The sequence below is a fragment of the Streptomyces sp. NBC_01669 genome, from assembly GCF_026339735.1.
Lineage (GTDB): Bacteria > Actinomycetota > Actinomycetes > Streptomycetales > Streptomycetaceae > Streptomyces > Streptomyces yanii.
The window spans coordinates 6211272-6236658 of sequence record NZ_JAPEQG010000001.1 but is presented as its reverse complement, the minus strand read 5'-3'; the positions used below and the strand labels follow the sequence as shown (position 1 = coordinate 6236658).

Below are 25387 nucleotides of genomic sequence, written 5' to 3'. Positions count from 1 at the left end.
GTATGACGCACGAGGACCGGGGCGCTGCGGACGGGCCGGCGGCGGACCGCTCCGACGGCAGGCCTCCCGGGCTGCCGATGCTGCTGGAGGCGGTGCTCAGCCTCGGCACCGATCTCGAACTGCGGGCCACGCTCCGGCAGATCGTGGACACCGCCACCACGCTCACCGGGGCGCGGTACGGGGCGCTCGGCGTCCTCGATCCCGAGGCCGGCGCCATCACCGAGCTGTTCACCTCCGGTCTGACCGACGCCGAGCGGGAGCGCATCGGCAGCTTCCCGGACGGGCACTCGGGGCTGCTCGGCGTGCTCATCGACGATCCGCAGCCGTTGCGCTCCGACGACCTGACCGCCGATGCGCGCTCCTGCGGTGTGCCGCCCGGCCATCCGCCGATGCGTTCCTTCCTCGGGGCCCCGATCCGGGTGCACAACGAGGTGTTCGGCAATCTCTATCTCACGGAGAAGATCACCGGGCATTTCACCGATACGGACGTGGCGCTGCTCCAGATCCTCGCCTCGCAGGCCGGGATCGCGATCGCCAACGCCCGGCTGTACGAGACGGCCCGGCAGCGGGAGCGCTGGATCGAGGGCGCGGCAGCCGTCACCACGGCCCTGCTGAGCGGCACGAACGCGGACGACGCGTTGATGACCGTCGCCGAGCGGGCCAGGATCCTCGCCGACGCCTCGGCCGGGGTGATCCTCCATCCGACCGCGGACGGCGGCATGGAGATCGTCACCGCCTCCACGCTCGACGACCCGGCCGGCATTGTCGGCACCACCATCGAGCCCGGCTCCCCCGTACTGAAGCAGCTGCTGGGCGGTGAGCCGGTCTTCATCGACGACTCGGCGACCGATCCGCGGATGACGACGCATGTACGGTCCCGGTTCGGTCCCAGCATGATGCTGCCGCTGCAGAGCGGCGGGCGGCTCATCGGCACCCTCGCTCTGCCCCGGCGGCGCGGTGGCGCGCCGTACACGGCGGTGGACCGGCTGCTGGCCTCCCAGTTCGCCTCGCAGGCGGCGCTCGCCCTGGTGCTGGCGGACGCCCAGCACAACAGGGAACAGCTCGCGGTGTACGAGGACCGTGACCGGATCGCCCGCGATCTGCACGATCTCGTCGTCCAGCGGCTCTTCGCGACGGAAATGATGCTCGAATCGACTCGCCGCCGGGCCGCCGCACCGGAGACGGACGAGCTGCTCAGCCGGGCCGTCGACGAGCTGGACTCCACCATTCAGGAAGTGCGGACCGCGATCTTCGCCCTCCAGCAGCCGCCCACCGAGGCACCCTCCACGTTCCGCGGCCGGGTGCTGCGGGAGACCCGGGGCGCGGCCTCCGTGCTCGGATTCCAGCCGTCGGTGCAGTTCTCCGGAGCGGTGGACGCCCTGGTGCGGCAGCCGGTGGACCAGCAGCTCCTCGCGGCGCTGCGAGGAGCCCTGGCGGCGGCGCACCGGCGAGCCGGGGTGTCGGCCATAGAGGTGGAGGTGGATGCGACGGCGCGGCTTCCGGACGGACGGTCCGCGGTCCAGCTGGTGGTTGCCGACGACGGGCACGCCGAGGACGGCTCGCGCTCGACGACCGTCACCTGGCAGGCGCCGCTCTGAGCGCGACCCGGGTGCTGGAGTGGGCGACACCCGCCTCACGCTTGAGCCTGCGCAGCAGTCCGTCCAGGGCGGCGGTGTCGGCGACGGTGGCGCGTACGAGATAGTCGTGGCCGCCCGTCACATGCACCACTTCGGTGATGCCGGGCAGCGCGAGCACCGCGCGTTCGAACACTTCGTTGGTCGTGTCGATACGCAGTGTCACGTCGATGAAGACGACCAGGCCCGTCCGGGTGTCGGCGGCCGGGTCGATGATCACGGTGAAGCCGCGGATGACGCCGTCGCGGCGCAGCCGGCGCACCCGGTCGGCCGCGGCGTTGGCGCTGAGGCCGACCCGTACCCCTAGATCGCGATACGAGATCCGCGCGTCCTCCTGGAGGACGCTGAGGATTTCCCTGTCCAGACGGTCCATACCGCGATTGTCGCAGCTTGTGCCGGATTTCGACTGCGGAGACCTGGGATCGGGTGCCCGTGCCCCACATGGAGTACGTCGGCAGGCCCACCGCTGCAGCACGGCCTTGACTGACAAAGTGGAAACAGCCGGCAAACAGTCCCCCGCTCCGGCCGCCAAGCCGTCCGCCGCGGCCTACCGCAATCTCGCGATGGCCACGATCGGCTTCGGGCTCACCTTCTGGGCCTGGAACCTGATCTCGCCGTTGTCAGGGGCCTTCAAGGAACGGCTCGGGCTGAGCTCGTTCGAGCAGTCGCTGCTGGTCGCCGTGCCGGTGCTGGTCGGTTCGCTGGGACGGATCCCGGCAGGAGCGCTCACCGACAAATACGGCGCCCGACTGATGTTTCCGCTGGTCTCGGCCCTGACCATCATTCCCGTACTGCTGCTGATCCCGGCGAAGGACTCGTACGGCGCGATGCTCGCCGTGGGCTTTCTGCTGGGGCTGGGCGGCACGACGTTCGCGATCGGCATCCCGCTGGTCAACTCGTGGTTCCCGCCGGCACAGCGCGGGGCCGCGCTCGGTGTGTTCGGCATGGGCATGGGCGGAGTGGCCCTGTCCGGGTACTTCACCCCGCGGATCGCCGAGCACGGCGACAACCTCCCTTTCCTCGTGGTCGCCGGGGCGCTGGTGGTGTACGCGGCCCTGGCCGCGGTGCTGGTCAGCGACCACCCGGACCGAAAGGTACCGACCGACTCGCTCGCCCACCGGCTGGGCGAGGCCGGGCGGCTGCGGGTCACCTGGGAACTCTCCGCGCTGTACGCGATCGGCTTCGGCGGCATCGTGGCGTTCGGCGTCTATCTGCCCACGTATCTGAAGACCTGGTACGACCTCTCGCCGACCGACGCCGGCACAAAGGCCGCCGGGTTCGCGCTGGTCACCGTCATCTTCCGGCCGATCGGCGGCTGGCTGTCGGACCGCATCCACCCGGCGCTGGTCACCTCGGCGGCGCTGGGGCTGGCCGCGCTGATGGCGATCGTCCAGGCCTTCGACCCGAAGCTGGCACCCGGCGGCACGATCGCGCTGCTCTGCATGGCGGCCGGTCTCGGCACGTCGAGCGGCAGCATCTTCGCCCTCGTCTCGCAGGTGACACCGCAGCCGAAGGTGGGCAGCGTCACCGGGATCGTCGGCGCGATGGGCGGACTCGGCGGCTTCGTCCCTCCGCTGGTGATGGGCGCGATCTACAGCGCGAAGGGCTCGTACTCGATCGGCTTCATGCTGCTGTCCGACCTGGCACTGGCCGGGTGTGTGTACGCATACGGGCGGATGCGGAACATCAGGCGGGACGAGCGGCCGTCCGGCGGATCAGGGCCGGGACGGAGTGGGACCGGCTGAGGGCTGCCCCGTCATCCCGCTCGCCATCGTGCACCAGGTCGTTAGGGTCGGGAGGGTGACTCCTCTTCTGCCTGCGCTGCAGGACGGTTCCGGCCCGGCCGCCTCCCGGGAAGCCGTCCGGTTCGGCGAACACACCCTGACGTACGCACAGTTGGCCGCCGCCTCGGACGCCCTCGCCGCGCGGCTCGCGGGCGCCGGGCGGGTCGCCGTCTGGGCCACATCGACCCCGGAGACCGTGGTCGCGGTGGTGGCGGCGCTGCGGGCCGGGGTGCCCGCCGTGCCCCTCAACCCGAGGACGGGCGAGCGGGAACTGGCCCATATCGTCGCCGACAGCGCCCCGTCGGCGGTGCTGGCCGGGGCGGGCGATGTGCTCCCGCCCGCGCTGGACGAGCTGGACCGTACGGACGTCGACACGTCGGCATCGGCAACGGCGGTGAACGGCGTCGGCTTCCCCGAGCCCTCCCCCGAGTCCCCCGCTCTGATCGTCTACACCTCCGGCACCACGGGCCCCCCAAAGGGCGCGATCCTGCCGCGCCGGGCGATCGCCGCCTCCCTGGACGCGCTTGAGGACGCCTGGCAGTGGACCGGCAACGACGTCCTCGTCCATGCCCTGCCGCTGTTCCATGTGCACGGTCTGATCCTCGGCGTCCTGGGTCCGCTGCGCCGGGGCGGTTCGGTGCGTCATCTGGGGCGGTTCTCCGCCGAGGGTGTGGCCCGGGAGCTGGGGTCCGGCGGCACGATGCTGTTCGGCGTACCGACGATGTACCACCGGCTGGCCGAGACCCTCGGCGACGGTTCGGCGACGGACGCCACCGGGTTGGCGAAGGCGCTCGCAGGGGCGCGGCTGCTGGTCTCGGGGTCGGCTGCGCTGCCCGTCCATGACCACGAGCGGATCGCGGCGGCGACCGGACGCGGCGTCGTCGAGCGGTACGGCATGACGGAGACCCTGATGAACACCGGTGTCCGCGCGGACGGCGAACCGCGGCCCGGGACGGTCGGCGCACCCCTGCCCGGCGTCGAACTCCGGCTGGTCGAGGAGGACGGCACCCCGCTCGCCGACCCGACGGCCGAGGGCGCGGTGGGCGAGATCCAGGTGCGCGGCCCGAACGTCTTCAGCGGCTATCTGAACCGCCCCGACGCGACAGCGGCCGCGTTCACCGAGGACGGCTGGTTCCGTACGGGCGACATGGCGACCCTCGACACGGACGGCTGTGTACGGATCGTCGGCCGCAAGGCGACCGACCTGATCAAGAGCGGGGGCTACAAGATCGGCGCGGGCGAGATCGAGAACGCGCTGCTGGACCACCCGGGCGTGCGCGAGGCCGCCGTCACCGGGGAGCCGGACCCGGATCTGGGCGAGCGGATCGTCGCCTGGGTGGTGCCGTCCGATCCGGGCGCGCCGCCCCCGGAGGCCGAGCTGACGGACCACGTGGCGGCTCAGCTCGCCCCGCACAAGCGGCCGCGCACGGTCCGCTATCTGGAGGCGCTGCCCCGCAACGACATGGGCAAGATCATGAAGCGGTCCCTCGGTGCGTAGGCGGCTGACGGCGCGGCAGGCGATCGCGGCGGTCTGCGAGGACTTCGTCGAGGCCGTCGCCCCGCCCGGCGCGGAGATACCGGCGGACGGTCCGCTCTCCTGGTCCGATTACGCGGACTCCCGGGCCCGTGCGACGGACCGCACCGGTGAGGAGGAGTCCGTCGTCCACGGTCTCGCCACCGTCGGCGGCCACCCGTGCGTCCTGATCTCGTTCGAGTTCGGCTTCCTCGGCGGCTCGCTGGGGCAGCGCACCGGGGACCGGCTGGAAGCCGCGTACGAGACCGCCCGCGGCCGTCGGCTGCCGCTCGTCTCGCTGATCGCGACGGGCGGCAGCCGGATGCAGGAGGGCATGGTGGCGCTCACCCAGCTCCAACGGGTGGCGCGCGCCTCCTCCCGGCTGCGGGCGGCCGGTCTGCCCCAGCTCGCGGTCCTGCGCGACCCGACGACGGGCGGCGGCTGGGCCACGCTGGGGGCCGGTGCCGATGTGATCCTGGCGCTGCCGGGGGCGCAGATCGGGTTCGCCGGATCGCGGGTGCGGCCGGCGGACGCGGACCCGTCGGCCTACACGGCGGAGGGCCAGCTGGTCACGGGCCACGTCGATGCGGTCGTCGGCGCGGCCGAGCTGCCGGGGACGCTGGGGCGGTGGCTGGGCGCGCTGGGAGCGGCAGGCGGCGGCGCGCCCCTCCTGCCCGCACCGGTCCCGGACGCCCTCTCGGACGCCGGGTTGCCCGCGACCGGCTGGGACGCCGTGCGGCAGGCCCGTTCCTCGGCCCGGCCGCGTGCCGAGGCGTATCTCGACGCGTACTTCGACCACCTGCTGCCGCTCAGCGGTGACCGGTGCGGCGGTACGGATCCGGGGCTGCTCTGCGGGTTCGGGCTGCGCGGCGACCGGCCGATCGCGTATGTCGCCCAGTGCGGCACCGCGACCCGCCCGGCGGGCTATCGCACCGCGGCCCGGGTGATCCGGCTGGCGGACCGGCTCGGCGTACCCGTCCTGACCCTGGTCGACACCCCGGGCGCGGCGAACGACGCCGAGGCGGAACGGGCGGGCGCGGGAGCCGCCATCGCCGACGCGTTCGCGGCGATCGCCGAGGCCCGGGTCCCGGTGACGACCCTGGTGATCGGCGAGGGCGGCTCGGGCGGCGCACTGGCTTTGGCGGCGCCGGACAACACGTACGTCACCCGGGACAGCTACTTTTCCGTCATCGCCCCGGAGCTCGCGGCGGCCATCCTGAAGCGCTCCCCCGACGCCGTACGCGCCACGGCCGACCAGCTACGCCTTCGACCCCAGGACCTGGTGGAGCTGGGCATCGCCCGCGGGATCGCGGCCCCTGGCGCACCGCCCCTCTGACGGCGAGTCCACCGCGCGGCGTGACGGATGGCTGGTTAGCGTGACAAACCGGACCAACTATCGAGTCAGGAGCGCAGAGTGATGGCCGCAGAACCGGAGGGCACGCCGTGCTGGGCGGACGCCATGTTCACCGATCTCGAGGGGGCGAAGAGCTTCTACGGTGACGTACTGGGCTGGACCTTCAGCGAGGCGTCGTCGGAGTTCGGCAACTACACGCAGGCGTACGCGGAGGGCAAGGCGGTGGCCGCCGTCGTACCGCCCATGCCCGGCCAGGAGGGCCAGTCGGCATGGTGTCTGTACCTCGCTTCGCCCGACGCCGCCGCCACCGCCACGAAGATCCGTGACAACGGCGGCGAGGTGCTGATGGACCCGATGCAGGTCGGCGACTTCGGTTCGATGCTGCTGGCCCGCGATCCGGCCGGAGTGACGTTCGGCGTGTGGCAGGCGGGGCAGCACGAGGGGTTCGAGGCCAAGGGCACGCCCGGTGCCTACTGCTGGTCGGAGGTGTTCACCCGGGAGCCCGCGAAGGCGGACTCCTTCTTCCCCGCCGTCTTCCCGTACCGCGTGAAGCGGATGAAGGACGACGCGATCGACTTCTCCCTCTACGACCTGGGCGCCGACCCGGTCATGGGGCGGATGAAGATGACGGACGACTTCCCACCCGAGGTCCCGCCATACATCAACGTGTACTTCACCGTCGAGGACTGCGACGCGGCGGTGGCGAAGGCGACGGAGCGCGGGGCGATCCTCCGGTTCGGGCCGATGACCAGCCCCTTCGGCCGGTTCGCCGCGCTGAGCGACCCGCAGGGGGCGGCGTTCTCTGTGATCGATGTCAAGACGACCGGGGGCGACATGCCGGAGTTCTCCGACACGACCACCTGAGAGTGCCCGGCAGTAGGCAGCGCAGGTGAAGGAGCGGGGCTGGGGTGCGTGCATCGCAAGGCGGAGGATTGAGCCAACGCGGAGCATTGGTGATTGACGACAACGCCGCGAGGTGCGTGCACCGGCCCCGCGACGCCGCGAAGCCTACTGCCGGGCACTCCGAATGGCGGCAGAGTCCGGCCGTCCGGCTCACGGGCAGCCGGTCGCCGCCCGTCGGCGTCCGGCTGCTGTCTCCTCGGTGAACGGCGGCTGCGCACCCGGCACGGGCAGTGGCCGGCAGCCGTGCAGACCGCTGCCGAACACCGACGGGCCCTGCCCCGGTCCTTACCCCCTGCCGCCACCGTCCGGGCCGGTCACGGCTGCGGATCGCGCGCGTCGTACCGGGTGAACCCGCGCCACCTCAGCGCGAGCAGTGACACCGCGACCACGCATGCGATCCCGCCCCCGGTGACCGCCACCGCCGGGGACGTCAGGTCGGCGACCGAGCCCGCCAGGAAGTCGCCGAGCCGCGGCCCACCGGCCACCACCACGATGAACACGCCCTGCAGCCGCCCCCGCATCTCGTCCGGCACCGCCGCCTGGAGCATGGTGTTGCGGAAGACCATCGAGATGGTGTCCGAGCACCCGGCGAGTGCCAGCAGGATCAATCCGAGCCAGAGCTGACGGGTCAGCCCGAAAACGGCGATGGCGCTTCCCCAGCACGTCACGGCGACGATCACCGCGAGCCCGTGCCGCCTGATCCGGCCCAGCCAGCCGGAGAACACCCCGCCCAGCAGCGCCCCCAGTGCCGGAGCCGCGACCAGCAGCCCGGTGGTCTTCGCGTCACCGCCGTACCAGACCACGGCGACGACCGGGAAGAGGGCCCGCGGGTGGGCGAGGACCATGGCGCACAGGTCGCTGAAGAAGGTCATCCGCAGATTGGGTCGCGCTCCCAGGAAGCGCAGCCCGTCGGCGACGGACGCCCGCTTCTCCCCGCCCCCCTTCCCTGTACCGTCCCCCCGTTCGGGGAGCATCGGGGGCAGCTGCCACATCGCGTACAGCGAGGCGGTGAAGGTGACGGCGTCGACGGTGTATGCGGCCCGATACCCCCACCAGCCGACGATGAGCCCGCCGAGCATCGGCCCGACCAGTGCACCGGTGGTGCTGGTCATGGAATTGAGCGCGTTGGCGGCGGGCAGCTGCTCGGCCGGCAGCAACCGGGCGATCATCGAGCTGCGGGCCGGTGAGTTGAGCGCGAAACAGACCGCCTGAAGGGCGACGACCGCGTACAGCAGCCCCACCTGCTCCACCCCCGCGACGGTGGCGGCGACCAGAGCGACGGAGAGCACGAACGAACCGGACGAGCTGGCCAGCCCCAGCTTGCGACGGTCGACGGTGTCCGCGATCGCACCGCCGTACAGACCGAAGACGACCAGCGGCAGGAACGAACAGATTCCGATCAGCCCGACCGAGAAGGCGGACCCGGTGATGTCGTACACCTGGAGGGACACGGCGAGCGCCGTCATCCCCTGCCCGATCCAGGAAACCGTGTTCCCAAACCAGAGCCTGCGGTAGTCGAGCGAGGTCCGAAGCGGGGTCAGGTCGGCGAGTATGCGGAGGCGCTGGGCGGGTTCTTCGGTCGTTTCGGTCACAGCGGATGGTAACGACCGGCCGGCGCCCGCCCGCGCCCGGAGACGCCCTTGCCGCGGAAGCCAGGGCCTGCCGTCCGGCGCGGACCGGCGCGCCGGGGCTCACTCGCTCATTGCCAGGGAACTTTCGACGGGCCGGCAGGAGGGCGGGCGACGCCGTTCCGCGCCGGGGGATGGGCGGAGAACAGTGTGGCGTACAGACCGCTCCGATCGAGGAGCTGTGTATGCGTACCCGACTCCACCAGCCGGCCCTCGTCCAGCACCAGAATGCGGTCGGCGTCCGCGGCCAGGGCCAGGTCGTGCGTGATCACGATGGTGGTCCGTCCTTCGGCGAGGCGCCGCAGCGGTCCGAGGATGCGCTGAGCGGCCACGGCGTCGAGCCCCGTGGTGGGCTCGTCGAGAAGCAGAACGGGCGCGTCACGCAGCATGGCGCGGGCAATGGCGACGCGCTGCAACTGGCCTCCCGAGAGGCGGGCGGTTCCGGGGGAAATGACGGTGCTGTAGCCGTCCGGAAGGGCCCGGATGAACTCGTCGGCGTCGGCTGCCCGTGCGGCATCCACGACGTCACGGTGGGTTGTGTCGTCACGTCCGCAGCCGATGTTCTCCTCGATGGTGTCGTGCAGGACGAGCGTGTCCTGGGGCAGGAGCGTGATGTTCCGGCGGAGGTGGGTGAGCGGCAACTGGTCCACGGACACGCCGTCCAGTCGGATGCTGCCGGAGTCGGGGTCGTAGAACCTCAGCAGCAGGGCCGCCAGGGTCGACTTGCCCGCGCCGCTGGGGCCGGTGATGACCAGGAGTTCCCCGGGGCTCGCGGTGAAGGAGAGGTCACGGAGAACCGGCTCGCTGTTGCCGGGGTAGCGGAAGGAGACCTGGCGTGCTTCCACCTTGCCGAATGCGCGGCTGCGGACGGGCACGGGCACCGAATCGGCCGGGTCGGTGACGGCGGGCCGGGCGTCGAGGATCTCCAGCAGCCGCTCGGCAGCGGCAGTCGCAGCGGTGGCCGTCAGGCCGAGCTGGCCCAGCGAGCGCACCGGCGGGTAGAGGTAGCCGATGAAGGCGGCGAAGGCCAGGAGCTGCCCGAGGGTCATCCGTCCCGCGGCGATCTCCCACGCCCCCAGACCGATGATCGTCAGGATGCAGAGTGTTTCGAGGACCTCCACGGTCTCGGCGTAGAGCGCGGTGAGGCGGACGCCGGACACCGCCGCCTTCAGCCGCTTTCGCGCCTTGTCCTGGAGCCGTTCCTCCTCGTCCCGCTGCCTGTTGTACGCCTGGGTCAGAACGACGTTGACCAGCGTCTCCTCGACCACTGCCGTGATGGCACCGTCCGCTGCGCGTCCTCGACGGGACACCTCACGCAGACGCCCCGTGAACATGCGGGTCATGACGAAGAAGAGCGGGACCAGGACAAAGGTGGCGAGGGCCAGATCCCACCGCAGCCACAGGGCGGCGGCGGAGAAGAAGATCGTGCTGAAGAGGGCCGAGGCCACCCCGACGATGCCGGAGACCACGAGCTGCTCGATGGCTTCCACGTCGCCGGTCAGTCGTTCCACCAGGTCACCGCGGCGGTTGCGCTGGAAGAAGTGCGGGGGCAGCGTCTGGAGATGCGAGAAGACCCGCGCCCGTAGCCGCAGTACAAAGCGTTCGGCGGTCCAGGCCGCGAGCGAACTGCCCAGATACCCCACCACCGCACCGAGGGCGGCGACGGCGAACCATTGACCGGCAGGCTTCCAGAAGGCGCTGACGGAGCCTGTCTGCAGGGCCTTGTCGGTGAGTTGGGCAAAGAGCAGGATCGTCACGGTCTCGGCGATCGCGGCCATGACGGCGAACAGACAGATCAGGACGATCCAGCGCCGGTCGCCTCGCGTCAGTGGCCAGAAGCGCCGGAACGAGACGGCGATACTGATGGGATCGGTGCGGATCGGCACATCAGTCGCCGAGTACTGGGTCGGCTCGTCAGGGCGGGCTGCATGCCGGGGTGAGCTGCGGAGGCTCATGGGCGTCACGTCACAGGGGTGCTCGGGCTATGGTCCGTCGCCATAGACGCAGGCCCCAACACTTCGAGGCGGACCCGCGCGGGAGCGCGGGCCAGCCTCGAAGCAGTTGGGCTGGGGGGAATGTACGGTCAGTACCCGCCGCGTCCGAATCCGCCGCCGAATCCGCCACGGCCGAATCCGCCGCGGCCGTATCCGCCGCCTCCGAATCCGCCGTATCCGCCACGGCCGTATCCGCCACGGCCGAAACCGCCGCGCCCGTATCCGCCACGGCCGTATCCGCCGTATCCCCAGCCACCGCATCCGCCACGGAAGATGCTACGTGCGTTCATCTCCGGCTCCTTACGAGGTTGATGTGCCGCCCCTTGCTCTAGCTGCGGCACTTCCGACATTACGACGACCCCCAACTGCTAACAAGTCGGGCAAGGGCGGACATGGGCGAAACTTACGGAATGCCCAGAATTCCCAAGGGATTGCGGGGCGCGGCACTCCGGCGCCCCTCCTGTACGACCCACCGGTGAGCAGTACAGGGCCCACGCCCAACCGCCCTGACGCGGCCTCGCCGCGGCGACCGACACCCGACGGAGCATCTGCACACTTGACTGAAGGATGAATATGCCAATTGCATATTCATTTGGCATATTCACTAGACCCCTTGGGGCACACACCGCGATCCACGCCAACCGGGCCTGCACACAGGATTCCTGACGAGCCAAAAAGCAACGGGACTCCGACCGCATCCCCGTCGGCGCAGATCCTGGGCTCCCGGACCGTATCGCCGCATCGGCATCACGATCCGGTTCGCGCGGGCAATGCGTCACCATTCGACCGGACTTCACCACAGCGCAGCCGGCGCGGGAGCGCATCGAGCGCCGGAAACCCGCATAGAGGAGTCGGGACGACTTCAAGGTCCTCCACCGCCCAGCGCGCAGCACCGGCCGCGAACCGAGCGCACGGACGACACTGCCCCGGCAACCAGCCACCTGGCCGCCGGGGCAGTCGCTCGTTCAGGGTTACCGAGATTGGACGCGTGACGTCGCGTGCCCGGCGTCAATGGAGGCCGTGGGCAACCGGATGACGGGGCTCGTAGAGCATGAGTTCCGCTCCGCCGGGCAGCCGGATTCCGGCGAGGATCCCCCATCTCTGATCGCTTGGCGGCCGCGTGACCTCCACGCCCTTGGCAGCGAGCTCACCGAGCTGGGACTCGATGTCGTCACACATCAGGTAGAGCTCGTGCTTCGGCTCACCACCGGCCGGATGGACGGCGACCTCAGCGGGAGGCAGTTCGAAGATCAGCCAACCGCCACCCGCGTCCACACTCGGGAAACCGAGCGTGTCACGGATGAAGGCTCGATCGGCCTCCGCATCCTGGCTGTAGATGATGACGTGCGCACCATTGATCATGTCGCTCTCCGTGGGTCGATCGTCGCTCGCAGCATTATCGGAGCCGGCGGCTCCGCCCCCTGGGGCTGACGCGCCCCATCGCATGAGCGGGGACTGGGATCGCCCGGCAGAACCGGCCCCGCCGGGCGCAGGCCGGGCTGGACCAACGACCGGCGGCCCGGACGGCGCCACCGCGCGCCGACAGTTCCGCAGCACACGGCCCGGCCCCGTCCGGAAGGACGGAACCGGGACCGGGCGACCCCGGTCACGGAAAGGTCACGGATTCAAATATCCCCGGAAAGAGTTACCGTGGGCACACGAGTATGCGCCCAAGGTCACAATCCAGTGTCTTGAGAGGGCAGTTGTGGCAGAGGTTTTGCTGGCCGGGATCCTGGGGGCCGTCGTCCTGGCGGCATTCCTCCTCCACGCGGCGCACCGGAGAAATCGAGAGATCGTCACCCTGCTGCGCGCAGAGGTGGCCGCGCAGAGGATTGCAGCAATCACGCTTGGCCGAACGGCCGTCCTGCCTGCCGATGACGCCGCGGAGCAGCCGGAGCCGGCCCGCCGCAAGCGGCGCCTTGCGCTCCGCATCAGCGGCGGCGCGCCCGCCTTTCCCGCCTCCTTCGGTGACCGGGCCCGGTCTGTCTGGAGGGGACATCCCGCGGCCACCATGACGGTGACCGCCGCCTCTGTCGCCGTCGCCGGCGCGCTCGTCCTGACGTCGGGCGGGGGCACACCCCAAACGGCCAACGCCGCACCGCCCGCCACTGCCCCGGGTCCCGTCCCGGGCGCCGGCCAGGACGAGAAGGGGGACAGCCAAGACGCGGAGCGCAGCCCCGCCGAAGAGGGGAACGGCACAGCCGTCACCCATGACGACAGCGACGCGCGCCCCTTCTCCGGCCCCCGGTCGGCGGCCTCCGGCGAGGGTCAGTCGGTGGTCTCCACCGAGGGTCAGTCGGTGGTCTCCACCGAGGGGGAGCCCTCCCCTGGGACCAGCGGTACACCCACCTCCGGCGACGAGGACCAGGCCGAGCCCACCGAAGGCACCCCTGCCCCGAGCAACACGGCTGCACCCGGCCCGGCCGGGACCACCGCGCCCGACCCGAGCACGTCCCCCACCACGACGCCGCCACCTCCCACACCGAATCCGACGACGGAGCCGACAGCGCCTCAGAAGCCGGACGAGTGTGACGGTCTCATCGACCTCCACCTCCCACTGCTTCCGGACGTCTGCCTTCCGTAGAGCAGAGGCAAAGCGCGCAGTGCGACCCGCTGTTCGAGGGAAACCACCGGCGCGCCTCACTCACTCCGTCACCACTTCGGGCAAGCATGGGGCGAGCGAGCGATCACGAGGGACACGAAAAGGCCCCCGCTGACACGGGGGCCTGTGCGTTGTTCCAGGTCAAACGTTTGCGCCAGGAACAGTGGGCGTGGGGCGGGTGGGACTCGAACCCACGGCCGACGGATTATGAGTCCGCTGCTCTAACCGGCTGAGCTACCGCCCCTTTTCGGCGTGGCGCGTACATGTGTGCGCGCCGTCTGCCGCAGCATAGCCGGTCATACGATCTCTCGCTCCGGATGGTCGGCTTCGCATGACCATGAAGACAGAGTCGGCCGCTGCCCGGTTCCGAACAGCGGAAATCAGACGCGAAAGAGTCCGTGCCGGGCCGGTGCCGGCTCCGATCCGGCACGCGAAAAAGGACCCCGAAGGGCCCTCTTCCGTTCCGCTCCCCCGACTGGACTCGAACCAGTAACCCTCCGGTTAACAGCCGAATGCTCTGCCAATTGAGCTACAGGGGATCGCGCTCCCCCGACTGGACTCGAACCAGTAACCTGCCGGTTAACAGCCGGCTGCTCTGCCAATTGAGCTACAGGGGATTGCTGCGTTTGCACCGAACCTTACCTGCCTGGCTGCTGCCGGGCGGCGCGCGTTCGCTGCGACACATACATTAGCGCAAGCAGGGGGGTGCTCCGCCAATCGGTATCGCCCGGGGTGATCTCGGGTGCCGACGGGTAGGCGGGCAGCACACGTCGCACGGAGCAGGCACGGAGCAGGAGAAGGGTGGCAACCATGCGGTACCGGCTCACGTTCATCGCCGGACTGGCCCTCGGTTACGTACTCGGCACACGGGCCGGACGCGAGCGCTACGAGCAGCTGAAGAAGTCCGCACGCCAGTTCGCCCAGAATCCGGCCGTGCGCAACAGTGCCGAGTCCGCGGCGCAGAGCGGCCGCGAGTTCGCCGGCAAGGCGTACCACGCGGTGAGCGACAAAGTAGGGGAGAAGGTGCCCGCCTCGGTGGCCGAGCGGGTGCGGTCACTGCGGGAGCGGGGCCAGGGGCAGGGCATCGAGGACGACTGGGGCACCAGCAACACGTAACCGGGCCGGGAGGCCCTCCTCCCGTACGGGAACGGTCCGGCGGTGCGGCAGAATCTCCCCATGGGCATAGTCGCCGGCTTGGACAGTTCTTCGGCCTTCACACACATCGTCGTCTGCGACGCGGACACGGGTGCCGTACTCCGGCAGGGGTACGCCGCACATCCCGTCGAGGCGAAGGCCACCGAGGTGGACCCGCAGGCGTGGCTGCTCTCACTCGGTGAGGCCGCCACCGGCGGGCTGCTCGAAGGTGTGCAGGCCATCGGGGTCTCCGCGCAGCAGCACGGTCTGGTGCCGCTGGACCAGCAGGGCAATCTCGTCCGTCCGGCGCTGCTCGGCAATGACAAGCGGGCGCAGGTCGCCGCGGCCGATCTGGTCGACGGGCTCGGCGGGCGGCAGGCCTGGGCCGAGGCGGTCGGGGCTGTCCCGCAGGCCGCGCAGCCGGTGTCGAAGCTGCGGTGGCTGGCGCGGAGCGAGCCGGAAGCGGCGCAGCGGGTCGCCGCGGTGCTTCAGCCGCACGACTGGCTGGTGTGGCAGCTGCTGGGCCGGCCGAGCCGGCGGACCACCGACCGCGGTGCCGCGTCCGGGACGGGGTACTGGTCGGCCGGGACCGGTTCGTACCGGCCCGATCTGGTGGAGCTCGCACTCGGACAGCAGGCGGCGCTGCCGGAGGTGCTCGGTCCCTCCGATACGGCCGGGACGACGCCCGAGGGGCTGCTGATCTCGGCCGGGACCGGCGAGACGATGGCGGCGGCGTTCGGGCTCGGGGTGGGGGCCGGCGACGCGGTCGTGTCGCTCGGAGCCTCCGGCTCGGTGATGGCGGTGCACCACGAGGCGCTGGCCGATCCGACCGGGATCATCACGTCGTTCGCGGATGCCACCGGGATGCATCTGCCGGTCGTGCACACACTCAATGCGGTGCGTGCTCTGCGGGGCTCCGCCGAGATGCTGGGACTGGAGAGCCTGGAGGAGCTGTCCGCGCTGGCGCTGAAGTCGACGCCGGGCGCCTCCGGGCTCGTGCTCCTGCCCTATCTGGAGGGCGAGCGCACCCCGCATCTGCCGCACACGGCGGGCACGCTGAGCGGGCTGCGGCGCGAGTCGATGAAGCCGGAGCATCTGGCGCGGGCGGCGTTCGAAGGGATGCTGTGCTCGCTGGCCGACGCGCTCGATGTGCTGCGCGGCCGTGGGGTCGAGGTGCGTCGGGTGTTCCTGCTGGGGGCGGCGGCCGAACTGCCGGCCGTACAGGGTCTTGCCCCCGCGCTGTTCGGTACACAGGTCGTCGTGCCGCAGCCGGCCGAGTACGCGGCGCTGGGCGCCGCCCGGCAGGCGGCCTGGGCGCTCGGGGTCTCTCGGGGGACGCTCGATCCGCGGACGCCCCCGGCCTGGCAGGGTGCGGCGGCGCAGGTGCTGGAGCCGGGCGAGGAACTGCCGGTCGGCCAGGCGGTGCGGCAGCAGTACATGGCCACGCGGGACCAGCTGCACCCCGGGGCGTTCGACTCCGCGCTCTGAGCCGGGCGCTCTCGGTCACCAGGCCGGTCCCCGGTCGGAGGTTCGGTCTCCGGCGGGTGGACCGGGTCTCGTTCTTGACCTGGGCTTGAGGAAAAACGTTCGCGGTCGCACCGGGCCTTGCCGGAAAATGAGTCGACTCCCGACCTCTGCCGACTCCGAGAGACACGCGTGCTCATAAAACTCCTGCGGGGCTACCTCGGCCCGTACAAGAAACCGATCGTGCTGCTGGTGGCGCTCCAGCTGCTGCAGACCTGCGCCACCCTCTATCTCCCCTCACTCAACGCCGACATCATTGACAACGGTGTCGTCGAGGGGGACACGGGCTACATCCTGGAGTACGGCGGCATCATGATCGCCGTCTCCATCGCCCAGGTCGTCTGCAACATGGGGGCGGTCTTCTACGGTGCGCGCACCGCGGCCGCACTCGGCCGGGACGTCCGGGCGTCGGTCTTCGACCGGGTTCAGTCGTTCTCGGCACGTGAGGTCGGCCGCTTCGGGGCACCCTCGCTGATCACCCGTACGACCAATGACGTCCAGCAGGTCCAGATGCTGGTCCTGATGACGTTCACCATGATGGTCTCGGCGCCGATCATGTGTGTCGGCGGCATCATCCTGGCCCTCGGCCAGGACGTTCCGCTGTCGGCGGTGCTGCTCGCGGTGGTGCCGGTCCTCGGCATCGCGGTGGGTCTCATCGTGCGGCGGATGCGGCCGCTGTTCCGCACGATGCAGGAGCGGCTCGACACGGTGAACCGGGTGCTGCGCGAGCAGATCACCGGCAACCGGGTCATCCGCGCCTTCGTGCGGGACCCGTACGAGGAGAAGCGGTTCCGGGGCGCCAACACCGAGCTGACCGATGTGGCGCTCTCCACCGGGCGTCTGATGGCGCTGATGTTCCCGACCGTGATGACGGTCGTGAACGTGTCGTCGATCGCCGTGGTCTGGTTCGGTGCGCACCGGATCGACAGCGGCGGGATGCAGATCGGCGCGCTGACCGCGTTCCTCTCCTACCTGATGCAGATCGTCATGTCGGTGATGATGGCCACCTTCATGTTCATGATGGTGCCGCGCGCCGAGGTGTGTGCCGAGCGCATCCAGGAGGTCCTGGAGACCGATTCGAGCGTCGTGCCGCCGGTCAAGCCGGTGCGGGAGCTGCGCGCCCACGGTCATCTGGAGGTGCGGGGTGTGGACTTCCGCTACCCGGGCGCCGAGGAGCCGGTGCTGCGGTCGGTGGATCTGGTGGCACGGCCCGGCGAGACGACCGCGATCATCGGGTCGACGGGCAGTGGGAAGTCGACGCTGCTCGGTCTCGTACCGCGGCTGCTCGACGTGACGGACGGCCAGGTGCTGGTCGACGGCACGGACGTACGGACGCTGGAGCCGACACTGCTGGCGAAGACGGTGAGTCTGGTTCCGCAGAAGCCGTATCTGTTCTCCGGGACGGTCGCGACGAATCTGCGGTACGGAAACCCGGACGCGACCGACGAGGAGCTGTGGCACGCGCTGGAGGTCGCGCAGGCCAAGGAGTTCGTCGAGAAGCTGGAGCACGGGCTGCACGCGCCGATCGCGCAGGGCGGCACCAATGTCTCCGGCGGGCAGCGACAGCGGCTCGCGATCGCGAGAACGCTGGTGCAGCGGCCGGAGATCTACCTCTTCGACGACTCGTTCTCCGCGCTCGACTACGCGACGGATGCCGCGCTGCGCGGGGCGCTGTCACGGGAGACGGCCGAGGCGACCGTGGTGATAGTGGCGCAGCGGGTGTCCACCATCCGTGACGCGGACCGAATCCTGGTGCTCGACGAGGGCCGGGTCGTCGGGTCCGGTACCCATCACGAGCTGATGGACGGCAATGAGACCTACCGGGAGATCGTGCTCTCCCAGCTGACGGAAGCGGAGGCCGCGTAATGGCCGGTCCTGGCGGACGCATGATGGCGGGCGGGGCGCCGACCGACCGGTCCATGGACTTCAAGGGGTCCTCGAAGCGGCTGCTGAAGCGCTTCGCGACGGAGAAGGCCACGCTGTACGTGATGCTCGCGGCCGGTGCGCTGAGCGTCGGGCTCTCGGTCGTCGGGCCGAAGATCCTCGGCAAGGCGACCGACCTGGTGTTCGCCGGCGTCATCGGCCGGCGGATGCCCGAGGGAACGACCAAGGAGCAGGCCGTCGAGGGCCTGCGCAAGAGCAACAACGGTCTCGCCGACATGCTCTCCGGGGTCGACTTCACCCCCGGGCAGGGCATCGACTTCAGTGCGGTGGGGAACGTACTGCTGACAGCGCTGGCGATCTACGTCGGTGCCGGTCTGCTGATGCTGGTGTCGACGCGGCTGTCGATCCGGGTGATCAACCGGGTCGTGTTCCAGATCCGCGAGGACATCCAGACGAAGCTGTCCCGACTGCCGCTGTCCTACTTCGACCGGGCCAAGCGCGGCGAGGTGCTCAGCCGGGCGACCAACGACATCGACAACATCTCGCAGACGATGCAGCAGACGATGGGCCAGCTCATCAACTCCCTGCTGACCATCATCGGCGTGCTGGTCATGATGTTCTGGATCTCGCCGCTGCTGGCGCTGGTCGCGCTGGTGACGGTCCCGCTGTCGGTGGTCGTGGCGACCCGCGTCGGCAAGCGGTCGCAGCCGCAGTTCGTGCAGCAGTGGAAGGTGACGGGCAAGCTCAACGCCCATATCGAGGAGATGTACACCGGGCACACCCTGGTGAAGGTCTTCGGACGACAGGAGGAGTCCGCGAGGGACTTCGCCGAGCAGAACGACGCGCTGTACGAGGCGAGCTTCAAGGCGCAGTTCAACAGCGGGATCATGCAGCCGCTGATGATGTTCGTGTCGAACCTGAACTACGTGCTGATCGCCGTCGTCGGTGGTCTGCGGGTGGCGTCGGGTTCGCTGTCGATCGGTGACGTCCAGGCGTTCATCCAGTACTCGCGACAGTTCTCGATGCCGCTGACGCAGGTCGCGTCGATGGCGAACCTGGTGCAGTCGGGCGTCGCGTCCGCCGAGCGGATCTTCGAACTGCTGGACGCCGAGGAGCAGGACGCCGACCCCAGGACGGGTGAGCGTCCGGCGGAACTGCTCGGCAGCGTCTCGCTGGAGAAGGTGTCGTTCCGCTACGACCCCGACAAGCCGCTCATCGAGGACCTGTCGCTGAATGTCGAGCCGGGCCACACCGTCGCGATCGTCGGCCCGACCGGCGCCGGCAAGACGACGCTGGTCAACCTGCTCATGCGCTTCTACGAGGTGACGGGCGGCCGGATCGCTCTCGACGGGGTCGACGTGGCGAAGATGTCGCGCGACGAGCTGCGGTCGGGGATCGGCATGGTCCTGCAGGACACCTGGCTGTTCGGCGGTTCGATCGCGGACAACATCGCGTACGGCGCTTCGCGCGAGGTCACCCGGGAGGAGATCGAGGAGGCGGCGAGGGCGGCCCACGCCGACCGCTTCATCCGTACCCTGCCGGACGGTTACGACACGGTGATCGACGACGAGGGCTCCGGGGTCAGCGCGGGTGAGAAGCAGCTGATCACCATCGCGCGGGCGTTCCTGTCCGACCCGGTGATCCTGGTGCTCGACGAGGCGACGAGCTCCGTCGACACCCGTACCGAGGTGCTGATCCAGAAGGCGATGGCCCGGCTGGCGCACGGCCGTACGAGCTTTGTGATCGCGCACCGGCTCTCCACCATCCGGGACGCGGACGTCATCCTGGTGATGGAGAACGGGTCGATCGTCGAACAGGGCACGCACGAGGAGCTGTTGGAGGCGCAGGGGGCCTACGCCCGGCTGTACGCGGCGCAGTTCGCGCAGGCGGTCGCCGAGGTCGACTGATCCCTCGCGGAAGTCCTGTCGTCACACTGCCGTCGTCGCCCGAAGGGCGGCCGCGCGGCGTCCGGTGCGTGCGCGCCGGGCGTCGTGCGGCGTGCGGCGTGCGGCGTGCGGCGGTGTGACGACAGAACCTGGGGTCCTCCGGGTGGATCAGGCCGGATCAGGGAGCGGCCCGCCGCGGAGCGGCTGGACAGGGCCTAGTCGAGGTAGCCGCGGAGCTGGTCGGCGAAGGCGTGGTCCCGCAGCTTGTTGAGGGTCTTTGATTCGATCTGGCGGATGCGCTCGCGCGTCACGCCGAAGATCCGGCCTATCTCCTCAAGCGTGCGGGGCCGGCCGTCGTCCAGCCCGTAGCGCAGCTGGACGACCTTGCGCTCCCGCTCGTTCAGGGTGGAGAGCACCGCTTCGAGGTGCTCGCGCAGCAGGAGGAACGCGGCGGACTCCACGGGAGACGCCGCGTCGCCGTCCTCGATCAGGTCGCCGAGCGCGACGTCGTCCTCCTCGCCGACCGGTGCGTGCAGCGAGACGGGTTCCTGGGCGAGCCGCAGCACTTCACCGACCCGTTCCGGCGTCAGGTCGAGCTGGGCGGCGACCTCTTCGGGCGTCGGCTCGTAGCCGCGCTCCTGGAGCATCCGGCGCTGGACCCGGACGACGCGGTTGATCAGCTCCACGACATGGACCGGAACCCTTATGGTCCGCGCCTGGTCGGCGAGGGCGCGGGACATGGCCTGCCGGATCCACCAGGTCGCGTACGTCGAGAACTTGTAGCCCCGGGCGTAGTCGAACTTCTCGACCGCCCTGATCAGTCCGAGGTTCCCCTCCTGGACCAGATCGAGCATCGTCAGCCCGCGGCCGACGTAGCGTTTGGCGACGGAGACGACGAGCCGCAGGTTCGCCTCGATCAGACGGCGCTTCGCCATCCGCCCCATGACCACCAACCGGTCCAGATCGACGGCGAGTCGGGAGTCCGGGTCCGGGGTGCTCGCCAGCCGCTCCTCGGCGAACAGACCGGCTTCGACGCGGCGGGCGAGTTCCACCTCGTCGGCGGCGGTGAGCAGCGGGATGCGTCCGATCTCCCGCAGATACTGGCGGAAGAGGTCGGAGGACGGGCCGCCGGTGTCGGGGCGCCCGCGCGGCTCCGGCGGTTCGGGCAGCTCCGCCTGCTCCTCCATGACGTCGGCTGCCTCGGGTATGTCTGACGGCTCGGGTGGTTCGGGCGTCGGCGGGTCCACCGCGGCCTCCGGATGATGCATGGCCCGGTTCTGCGCGGGGACGGCCGAGACACGCTCGGTTGTGGTCACGGTCCGGGTCTGCACGGGGGCGACCTCCAGGTGATCGCTGCCGGATCGCGGGGGATGGGGGCCCACCGTGCAGTGGGCAGACCGCGCTCCGATGACTCAGGCACCGCCATCCAGTGTGAGGGAAGACACATCGCCGCCACGAGGGGCGTGCGCGGACTTTCTGAGTCCGGTCCGTAACCGGTCGGTTACCGGAGGGAACCCTCGGGGGGTCGGTCAGAGTGCGTCGGCGCCGTGATTGCGCAGGGACTGGGCGTACTGCTGCAGCACCCAGACCTCGTTCTGCGCGGCCGCCAGGTGATCCGGGGCGACGTTGCTGCCCAGGCGGGTGAGGCTGCCCTGGACGTCGTTGATCCGGCGGTCCACGGCGCGCAGCCGGACCTTGACCAGATGCTCGCCCGCGTAGGCCTCGTCGATGGACTTGCCGTGGAAGACCTCGACGGCGAGCTCGGTGACCAGCTTGCGCACGGTGTCGTTGGGGGCGGAGTCGAGGACGCCGACCAGATACTCGCGGTTGTCGTCGAGGCCCTGTTCGGCGCCGCCCGCCTCCGCGATGCACTGGCGCACCGCGGCGTACGGCGGGGCGGTGAACTCGTCGATCCCGTAGGCGTCGAAGGCCGGGGAGACCAGGGCGGGCTTCTGCAGGGCGAGCTTGAGGAGCTCCCGCTCGGTGCGGTGGGCGGGGCTGCGGAGGTTGAGCGCGGGGCCCGAGGGGCCGGCGGGGGCCTGGACCTGCTGGTGCGGGGGGCCGCCTCGGGAGGGTGCGGGTGCGGGACCCCGGTCGCCGCGGTCGCGGGCCCAGCGGGCGAGCTGGGCGACGCGCTTGACGACGAACTGGGTGTCGAGAATGCCGAGCATCCCGGCCAGCTGGACGGCGACCTCATGCTGGGAGGAGCTGTTCTTGATCCGGGCGACGACGGGCGCGGCCTCGTCGAGCGCGGCGCCGCGGCCCGCCGGGGTCTCCAGGTCGTACCGCCCGACGATCTGGCGGAGCGCGAACTCGAAGAGCGGGGTGCGGGGTTCGACCAGGTCGCGGACGGCCTCGTCGCCCTTGACGAGGCGCAGATCGCACGGGTCCATGTTGTCCGGGGCGATCGCGATGTACGTCTCCGCGGCGAACTTCTGGTCGTCCTCGAAGGCGCGCAGAGCGGCCTTCTGACCAGCCGCGTCACCGTCGAACGTGAAGATCACGCGGGCGCTGCCGTTGTCCATCAGGAGCCGGCGGAGGATCTTGATGTGGTCGCCGCCGAACGCCGTGCCACAGGTGGCGATGGCGGTGGTGATCCCTGCGAGGTGGCAGGCCATGACGTCGGTGTAGCCCTCGACGACGACGGCCCGGCTGGACTTCGCGATGTCCTTCTTCGCGAGGTCGATCCCGTACAGCACCTGCGACTTCTTGTAGATCGCGGTCTCGGGGGTGTTGAGGTACTTGGGGCCGTTGTCGTCGTCGCGGAGCTTGCGGGCGCCGAAGCCGACGACCTCGCCCGACGTGTCACTGATCGGCCACATCAACCGGCCGCGGAAGCGGTCGATGGGACCGCGGCGGCCGTCCTGGGAGAGGCCGGAGGTGATCAGCTCCCGGTCGCTGAACCCCTTGCCGCGGAGGTAGCGGGTGAGGTGGTCCCAGCCGGCCGGGCTGTAGCCGACGCCGAAGTGGGCGGCGGCCGCCTGGTCGAAGCCGCGCTCGGCGAGGAACTTCCGGCCGATCTCCGCCTCGGGACTGTCCAGCTGCTCGACGTAGAACTGGGCGGCGATCTTGTGCGCCTCGACCAGCCGGATGCGCTCGCCACGCTGGTGGGAGGGGTTGTAACCGCCCTCCTCGTACCGCAGGGTGATGCCCGCCTTGGCGGCGAGGCGCTCGACCGTCTCGGAGAAGGAGAGATGGTCGATCTTCATCACGAAGGCGATCGTGTCGCCGCCCTCCTGGCAGCCGAAGCAGTGGAAGAGACCCTTGCTCGGGCTGACCTGGAAGGAGGGGGACTTCTCGTCGTGGAACGGGCAGAGCCCCTTGAGGTTGCCTCCGCCCGCGTTCCTCAGCTGCAGGTACTCGGAAACGACGGCGTCGATCGGGACCGCGTCCCGGACCGCCTTCACATCGTCGTCATTGATCCTGCCTGCCACGGGTGAAGTCTACGGGTGAGCTCGGACAGGACGGGTCCGTGGTCGGTGTCGCGGGCGCCGGGCGGGATCGTGATCACACCCGCCCGGCGCGGAACAGAAGCTTCCGCAAAGGGCTCAGACCAGGGACTCCAGCGGTACCGACGGGTCCGCGAGCGCGTCCGTGTCGACCGGCCGGCCGGCCTTGATCAACTCCTGCACGGTCTCGGTGACGTCCCACACATTGACGTTCATCCCGGCCAGCACCCTGCGGTCCTTCAGCCAGAACGCGATGAACTCCCGCTTGCCCGCGTCCCCGCGGATCACGACCTGGTCGTACGAGCCCGGCGGCGCCCAGCCCGAGTATTCGAGCCCCAGGTCGTACTGGTCGGAGAAGAAATACGGCACCCGGTCGTAGCTGACGTCCTGGCCGAGCATGGCGCGGGCCGCGGCCGGGCCGCTGTTCAGCGCGTTCGCCCAGTGCTCCACGCGCAGCCGGGTGCCGAGCAGCGGGTGCTGCGCATTGGCGACGTCCCCGGCCGCGTAGATGTGCGGGTCGGAGGTGCGCAGCGAGGCGTCGACGGCGATGCCGCCGCCGTCGCTGCGGTCCGCGATGTCGAGACCGGCGGCCTCGGCGAGGGCGGCGCGCGGGGCGGCGCCGATCGCGGCGAGCACATCGTGGGCGGGGTGTTCCTCGCCGTCGTCGGTACGGGCGGCGAGGACCATCCCGTCCTGGCCGATGATCTCGGTGAGCTTGCGGCCGAAGTGGAAGCGGACGCCGTGGTCGCTGTGGAGCTCGGTGAAGATCTGGCCGAGTTCCGGGCCGATGACCCGGAGCAGCGGGGTCGCCTCGGGTTCGACGATGGTGACCTCCGCGCCGTACCCGCGGGCCGCCGCCGCGACCTCCAGGCCGATCCAGCCTGCTCCGGCGATCACCAGATGGCCGTTGTCGCGGCCGAGCGCGGACAGCACGTTCTTCAGCCGGTCGGCGTGCGCGAGGCGGCGCAGATGGTGGACGCCCGCCAGGTCCGTACCGGGAATGTCGAGGCGGCGCGGTTCGGCGCCTGTGGCGAGCAGCAGCTTGTCGTAGTGGATGACCGTGCCGTCTCCCAGCTCCACGGAGCGGGCGTCGCGGTCGAGGGCGGTGACGGGCGTGCCGAGGTGCAGCTCCACATCGGCGCCCGCGTACCAGGCCGTCTCGTGGACGAATACGCTCTCGCGTGCCTCCTTGCCGGCCAGATAGCCCTTGGAGAGGGGAGGCCGTTCGTACGGATGGTCGCGCTCATCGCCGACCAGGATCACCCGGCCGCTGAACCCCTCCGCCCGGAGTGTCTCTGCCGCCTTCGCTCCTGCCAGTCCTCCGCCGACGATGACGAACGTGCGATGTGCGTCGACCACTTGATGCCTCCTCGGTGCTTGCTGCGCGGCGCCAACTGCGAGCGTCCCGCACGCAGCGTGATGGCGAAAGAGGGTGTACCCCGATCAGGTCACACCCAGTGGCCACAGGCCAGTCTGCCGACCGGGGCCGGCACCACGCAGAGCGGGGCCCCCCGGACGGAGCCGGCGACACCTGGATACGGCGCCGGAGTGGGCCGGTGGCGTGGGGTGTGCTGTGAGACAGCTGGTTTCACGGCGGCCCGGCTCCCCTGCGCAGTGCGGTATGTGCTCCCAGCACATCACCTGCGGCATTGCTGTGCGTCATCGCCGCGCCCCACTCCCGCAGGACATGCCCGGGGGAGCCGCATGCGCGGCGCCCCGGGTGCGTGCCGGTGGGGACGCCCCCCGCGGATGGCTCCGCCTGCCCCCGTGGGACACGCGTGGACCGCCGCCCGCCACGGACTCCCGCGGACGCCGGCCTGCTGGCGGGCCCTTCGGCCGCAAGGCAAAGGTGCCCGGAACGGGCCCGCCCGCGGTGTCGCGGCTGATCGGCCACCCCCGGGCGGCCGCGCCGGAGGTACTGGAGCGTCCGCTGATCACGACCCGGCTCGGTGCTGCGCCAGGCCGGCCCTGTCGACGGCGAGCCGCCACGCGACGGTGCTGCGGGAGGCGGGGCTGATCACCTCGGAGCGGCGCGGCCCGACCGTCGTCCACCGCCGGACGCTCCTGGGCGACGCGCTGATGAACGGGGTGGTGCCCG

General features: G+C 70.5%; 18 protein-coding genes and 3 tRNA genes. 10 read left to right on the top strand and 11 right to left on the bottom strand.

The window, feature by feature from the left end; all coding sequences use genetic code 11:
• Nucleotides 1–2: 2 nt before the first annotated feature.
• A complete protein-coding gene (locus tag OG972_RS27895) occupies nt 3–1598 on the top strand; it encodes a GAF domain-containing protein (protein WP_266985965.1) in 1596 nt (531 codons plus the stop codon).
• Here OG972_RS27895 and OG972_RS27890 read toward each other — a convergent pair.
• On the bottom strand, nt 1576–2007 hold the full coding sequence (locus OG972_RS27890) for an Lrp/AsnC family transcriptional regulator (protein WP_030925866.1): 432 nt from the start codon (nt 2005–2007) through the stop codon (nt 1576–1578). The two genes, OG972_RS27895 and OG972_RS27890, sit on opposite strands and share 23 nt — an antisense overlap.
• 118 nt (nt 2008–2125) lie before the next feature.
• On the opposite strand from OG972_RS27890, the gene OG972_RS27885 reads away from it, so the two are divergent.
• The 4 genes from OG972_RS27885 to OG972_RS27870 all read left to right on the top strand — a co-directional run bounded on the left by OG972_RS27885 (nt 2126) and on the right by OG972_RS27870 (nt 7149).
• The gene (locus OG972_RS27885; RefSeq protein ID WP_266990750.1) at nt 2126–3379 is read left to right on the top strand and encodes a NarK/NasA family nitrate transporter; all 1254 of its coding nucleotides are present in this window, start codon (nt 2126–2128) and stop codon (nt 3377–3379) included.
• A 55-nt stretch (nt 3380–3434) separates the two neighbouring features.
• The gene (locus tag OG972_RS27880; RefSeq protein ID WP_266985960.1) at nt 3435–4916 is read left to right on the top strand and encodes an acyl-CoA synthetase; all 1482 of its coding nucleotides are present in this window, start codon (nt 3435–3437) and stop codon (nt 4914–4916) included.
• Entirely contained in the window at nt 4909–6267 is a 1359-nt protein-coding gene (locus OG972_RS27875) for a carboxyl transferase domain-containing protein (protein ID WP_266985958.1), read from the top strand. Before OG972_RS27880 ends, OG972_RS27875 begins: the two co-directional genes overlap by 8 nt.
• A gap of 81 nt (nt 6268–6348) precedes the next feature.
• Nucleotides 6349–7149, top strand: coding sequence for a VOC family protein (locus tag OG972_RS27870; protein WP_266985956.1), 801 nt, complete (start codon nt 6349–6351; stop codon nt 7147–7149).
• Nucleotides 7150–7502: 353 nt separating this feature from the next.
• Here OG972_RS27870 and OG972_RS27865 read toward each other — a convergent pair whose 3' ends face one another.
• The 4 genes from OG972_RS27865 to OG972_RS27850 all read right to left on the bottom strand — a co-directional run bounded on the left by OG972_RS27865 (nt 7503) and on the right by OG972_RS27850 (nt 12172).
• On the bottom strand, nt 7503–8780 hold the full coding sequence (locus OG972_RS27865) for an MFS transporter (RefSeq protein WP_266985954.1): 1278 nt from the start codon (nt 8778–8780) through the stop codon (nt 7503–7505).
• Between the two features lie 107 nt (nt 8781–8887).
• Nucleotides 8888–10771 carry an ABC transporter ATP-binding protein gene (locus tag OG972_RS27860; protein WP_266985952.1) on the bottom strand — a complete coding sequence of 628 codons (1884 nt, stop codon included), beginning with the start codon at nt 10769–10771 and terminating at the stop codon, nt 8888–8890.
• A gap of 128 nt (nt 10772–10899) precedes the next feature.
• The gene (locus OG972_RS27855; protein WP_266985950.1) at nt 10900–11100 is read right to left on the bottom strand and encodes a hypothetical protein; all 201 of its coding nucleotides are present in this window, start codon (nt 11098–11100) and stop codon (nt 10900–10902) included.
• A gap of 718 nt (nt 11101–11818) precedes the next feature.
• Entirely contained in the window at nt 11819–12172 is a 354-nt protein-coding gene (locus OG972_RS27850; RefSeq protein ID WP_266985948.1) for a VOC family protein, read from the bottom strand.
• A 343-nt stretch (nt 12173–12515) separates the two neighbouring features.
• On the opposite strand from OG972_RS27850, the gene OG972_RS27845 reads away from it, so the two are divergent.
• Complete coding sequence (locus tag OG972_RS27845) at nt 12516–13394, top strand: hypothetical protein (RefSeq protein ID WP_266985946.1); 879 nt, start codon at nt 12516–12518, stop codon at nt 13392–13394.
• 188 nt (nt 13395–13582) lie between these two features.
• On the opposite strand, the gene OG972_RS27840 is transcribed toward OG972_RS27845, so the two are convergent.
• The 3 genes from OG972_RS27840 to OG972_RS27830 form a co-directional block, all read right to left on the bottom strand.
• Nucleotides 13583–13656 (bottom strand) — tRNA-Ile (locus OG972_RS27840).
• 222 nt (nt 13657–13878) lie between these two features.
• Nucleotides 13879–13951: transfer RNA gene (locus tag OG972_RS27835), tRNA-Asn, on the bottom strand.
• 5 nt (nt 13952–13956) lie between these two features.
• Nucleotides 13957–14029, bottom strand: a tRNA-Asn gene (locus OG972_RS27830).
• 193 nt (nt 14030–14222) lie between these two features.
• Here OG972_RS27830 and OG972_RS27825 point away from each other — a divergent pair.
• The 4 genes from OG972_RS27825 (at nt 14223) to OG972_RS27810 (ending at nt 19861) form a co-directional block, all read left to right on the top strand.
• Nucleotides 14223–14528: a YtxH domain-containing protein gene (locus OG972_RS27825; protein ID WP_266990748.1), complete on the top strand. Its 306-nt coding sequence runs from the start codon at nt 14223–14225 to the stop codon at nt 14526–14528.
• A gap of 60 nt (nt 14529–14588) precedes the next feature.
• Nucleotides 14589–16034 (top strand): FGGY family carbohydrate kinase, encoded by a 1446-nt coding sequence (locus OG972_RS27820; RefSeq protein ID WP_266985944.1) that lies wholly within the window; start codon nt 14589–14591, stop codon nt 16032–16034.
• 168 nt (nt 16035–16202) lie between these two features.
• Nucleotides 16203–17936 carry an ABC transporter ATP-binding protein gene (locus tag OG972_RS27815; protein WP_266985942.1) on the top strand — a complete coding sequence of 578 codons (1734 nt, stop codon included), beginning with the start codon at nt 16203–16205 and terminating at the stop codon, nt 17934–17936.
• The gene (locus OG972_RS27810) at nt 17936–19861 is read left to right on the top strand and encodes an ABC transporter ATP-binding protein (protein ID WP_266985940.1); all 1926 of its coding nucleotides are present in this window, start codon (nt 17936–17938) and stop codon (nt 19859–19861) included. Before OG972_RS27815 ends, OG972_RS27810 begins: the two co-directional genes overlap by 1 nt.
• Before the next feature lie 194 nt (nt 19862–20055).
• On the opposite strand, the gene OG972_RS27805 is transcribed toward OG972_RS27810, so the two are convergent.
• The 3 genes from OG972_RS27805 to OG972_RS27795 form a co-directional block, all read right to left on the bottom strand.
• Nucleotides 20056–21171, bottom strand: a complete 1116-nt coding sequence (locus OG972_RS27805) for an RNA polymerase sigma factor (RefSeq protein WP_266985938.1) — start codon at nt 21169–21171, stop codon at nt 20056–20058.
• Between the two features lie 198 nt (nt 21172–21369).
• Nucleotides 21370–23274, bottom strand: coding sequence for a DNA primase (gene dnaG, locus OG972_RS27800; RefSeq protein ID WP_266985936.1), 1905 nt, complete (start codon nt 23272–23274; stop codon nt 21370–21372).
• Nucleotides 23275–23388: 114 nt separating this feature from the next.
• A complete protein-coding gene (locus OG972_RS27795) occupies nt 23389–24648 on the bottom strand; it encodes an NAD(P)/FAD-dependent oxidoreductase (RefSeq protein ID WP_266985934.1) in 1260 nt (419 codons plus the stop codon).
• Nucleotides 24649–25387: the final 739 nt, after the last annotated feature.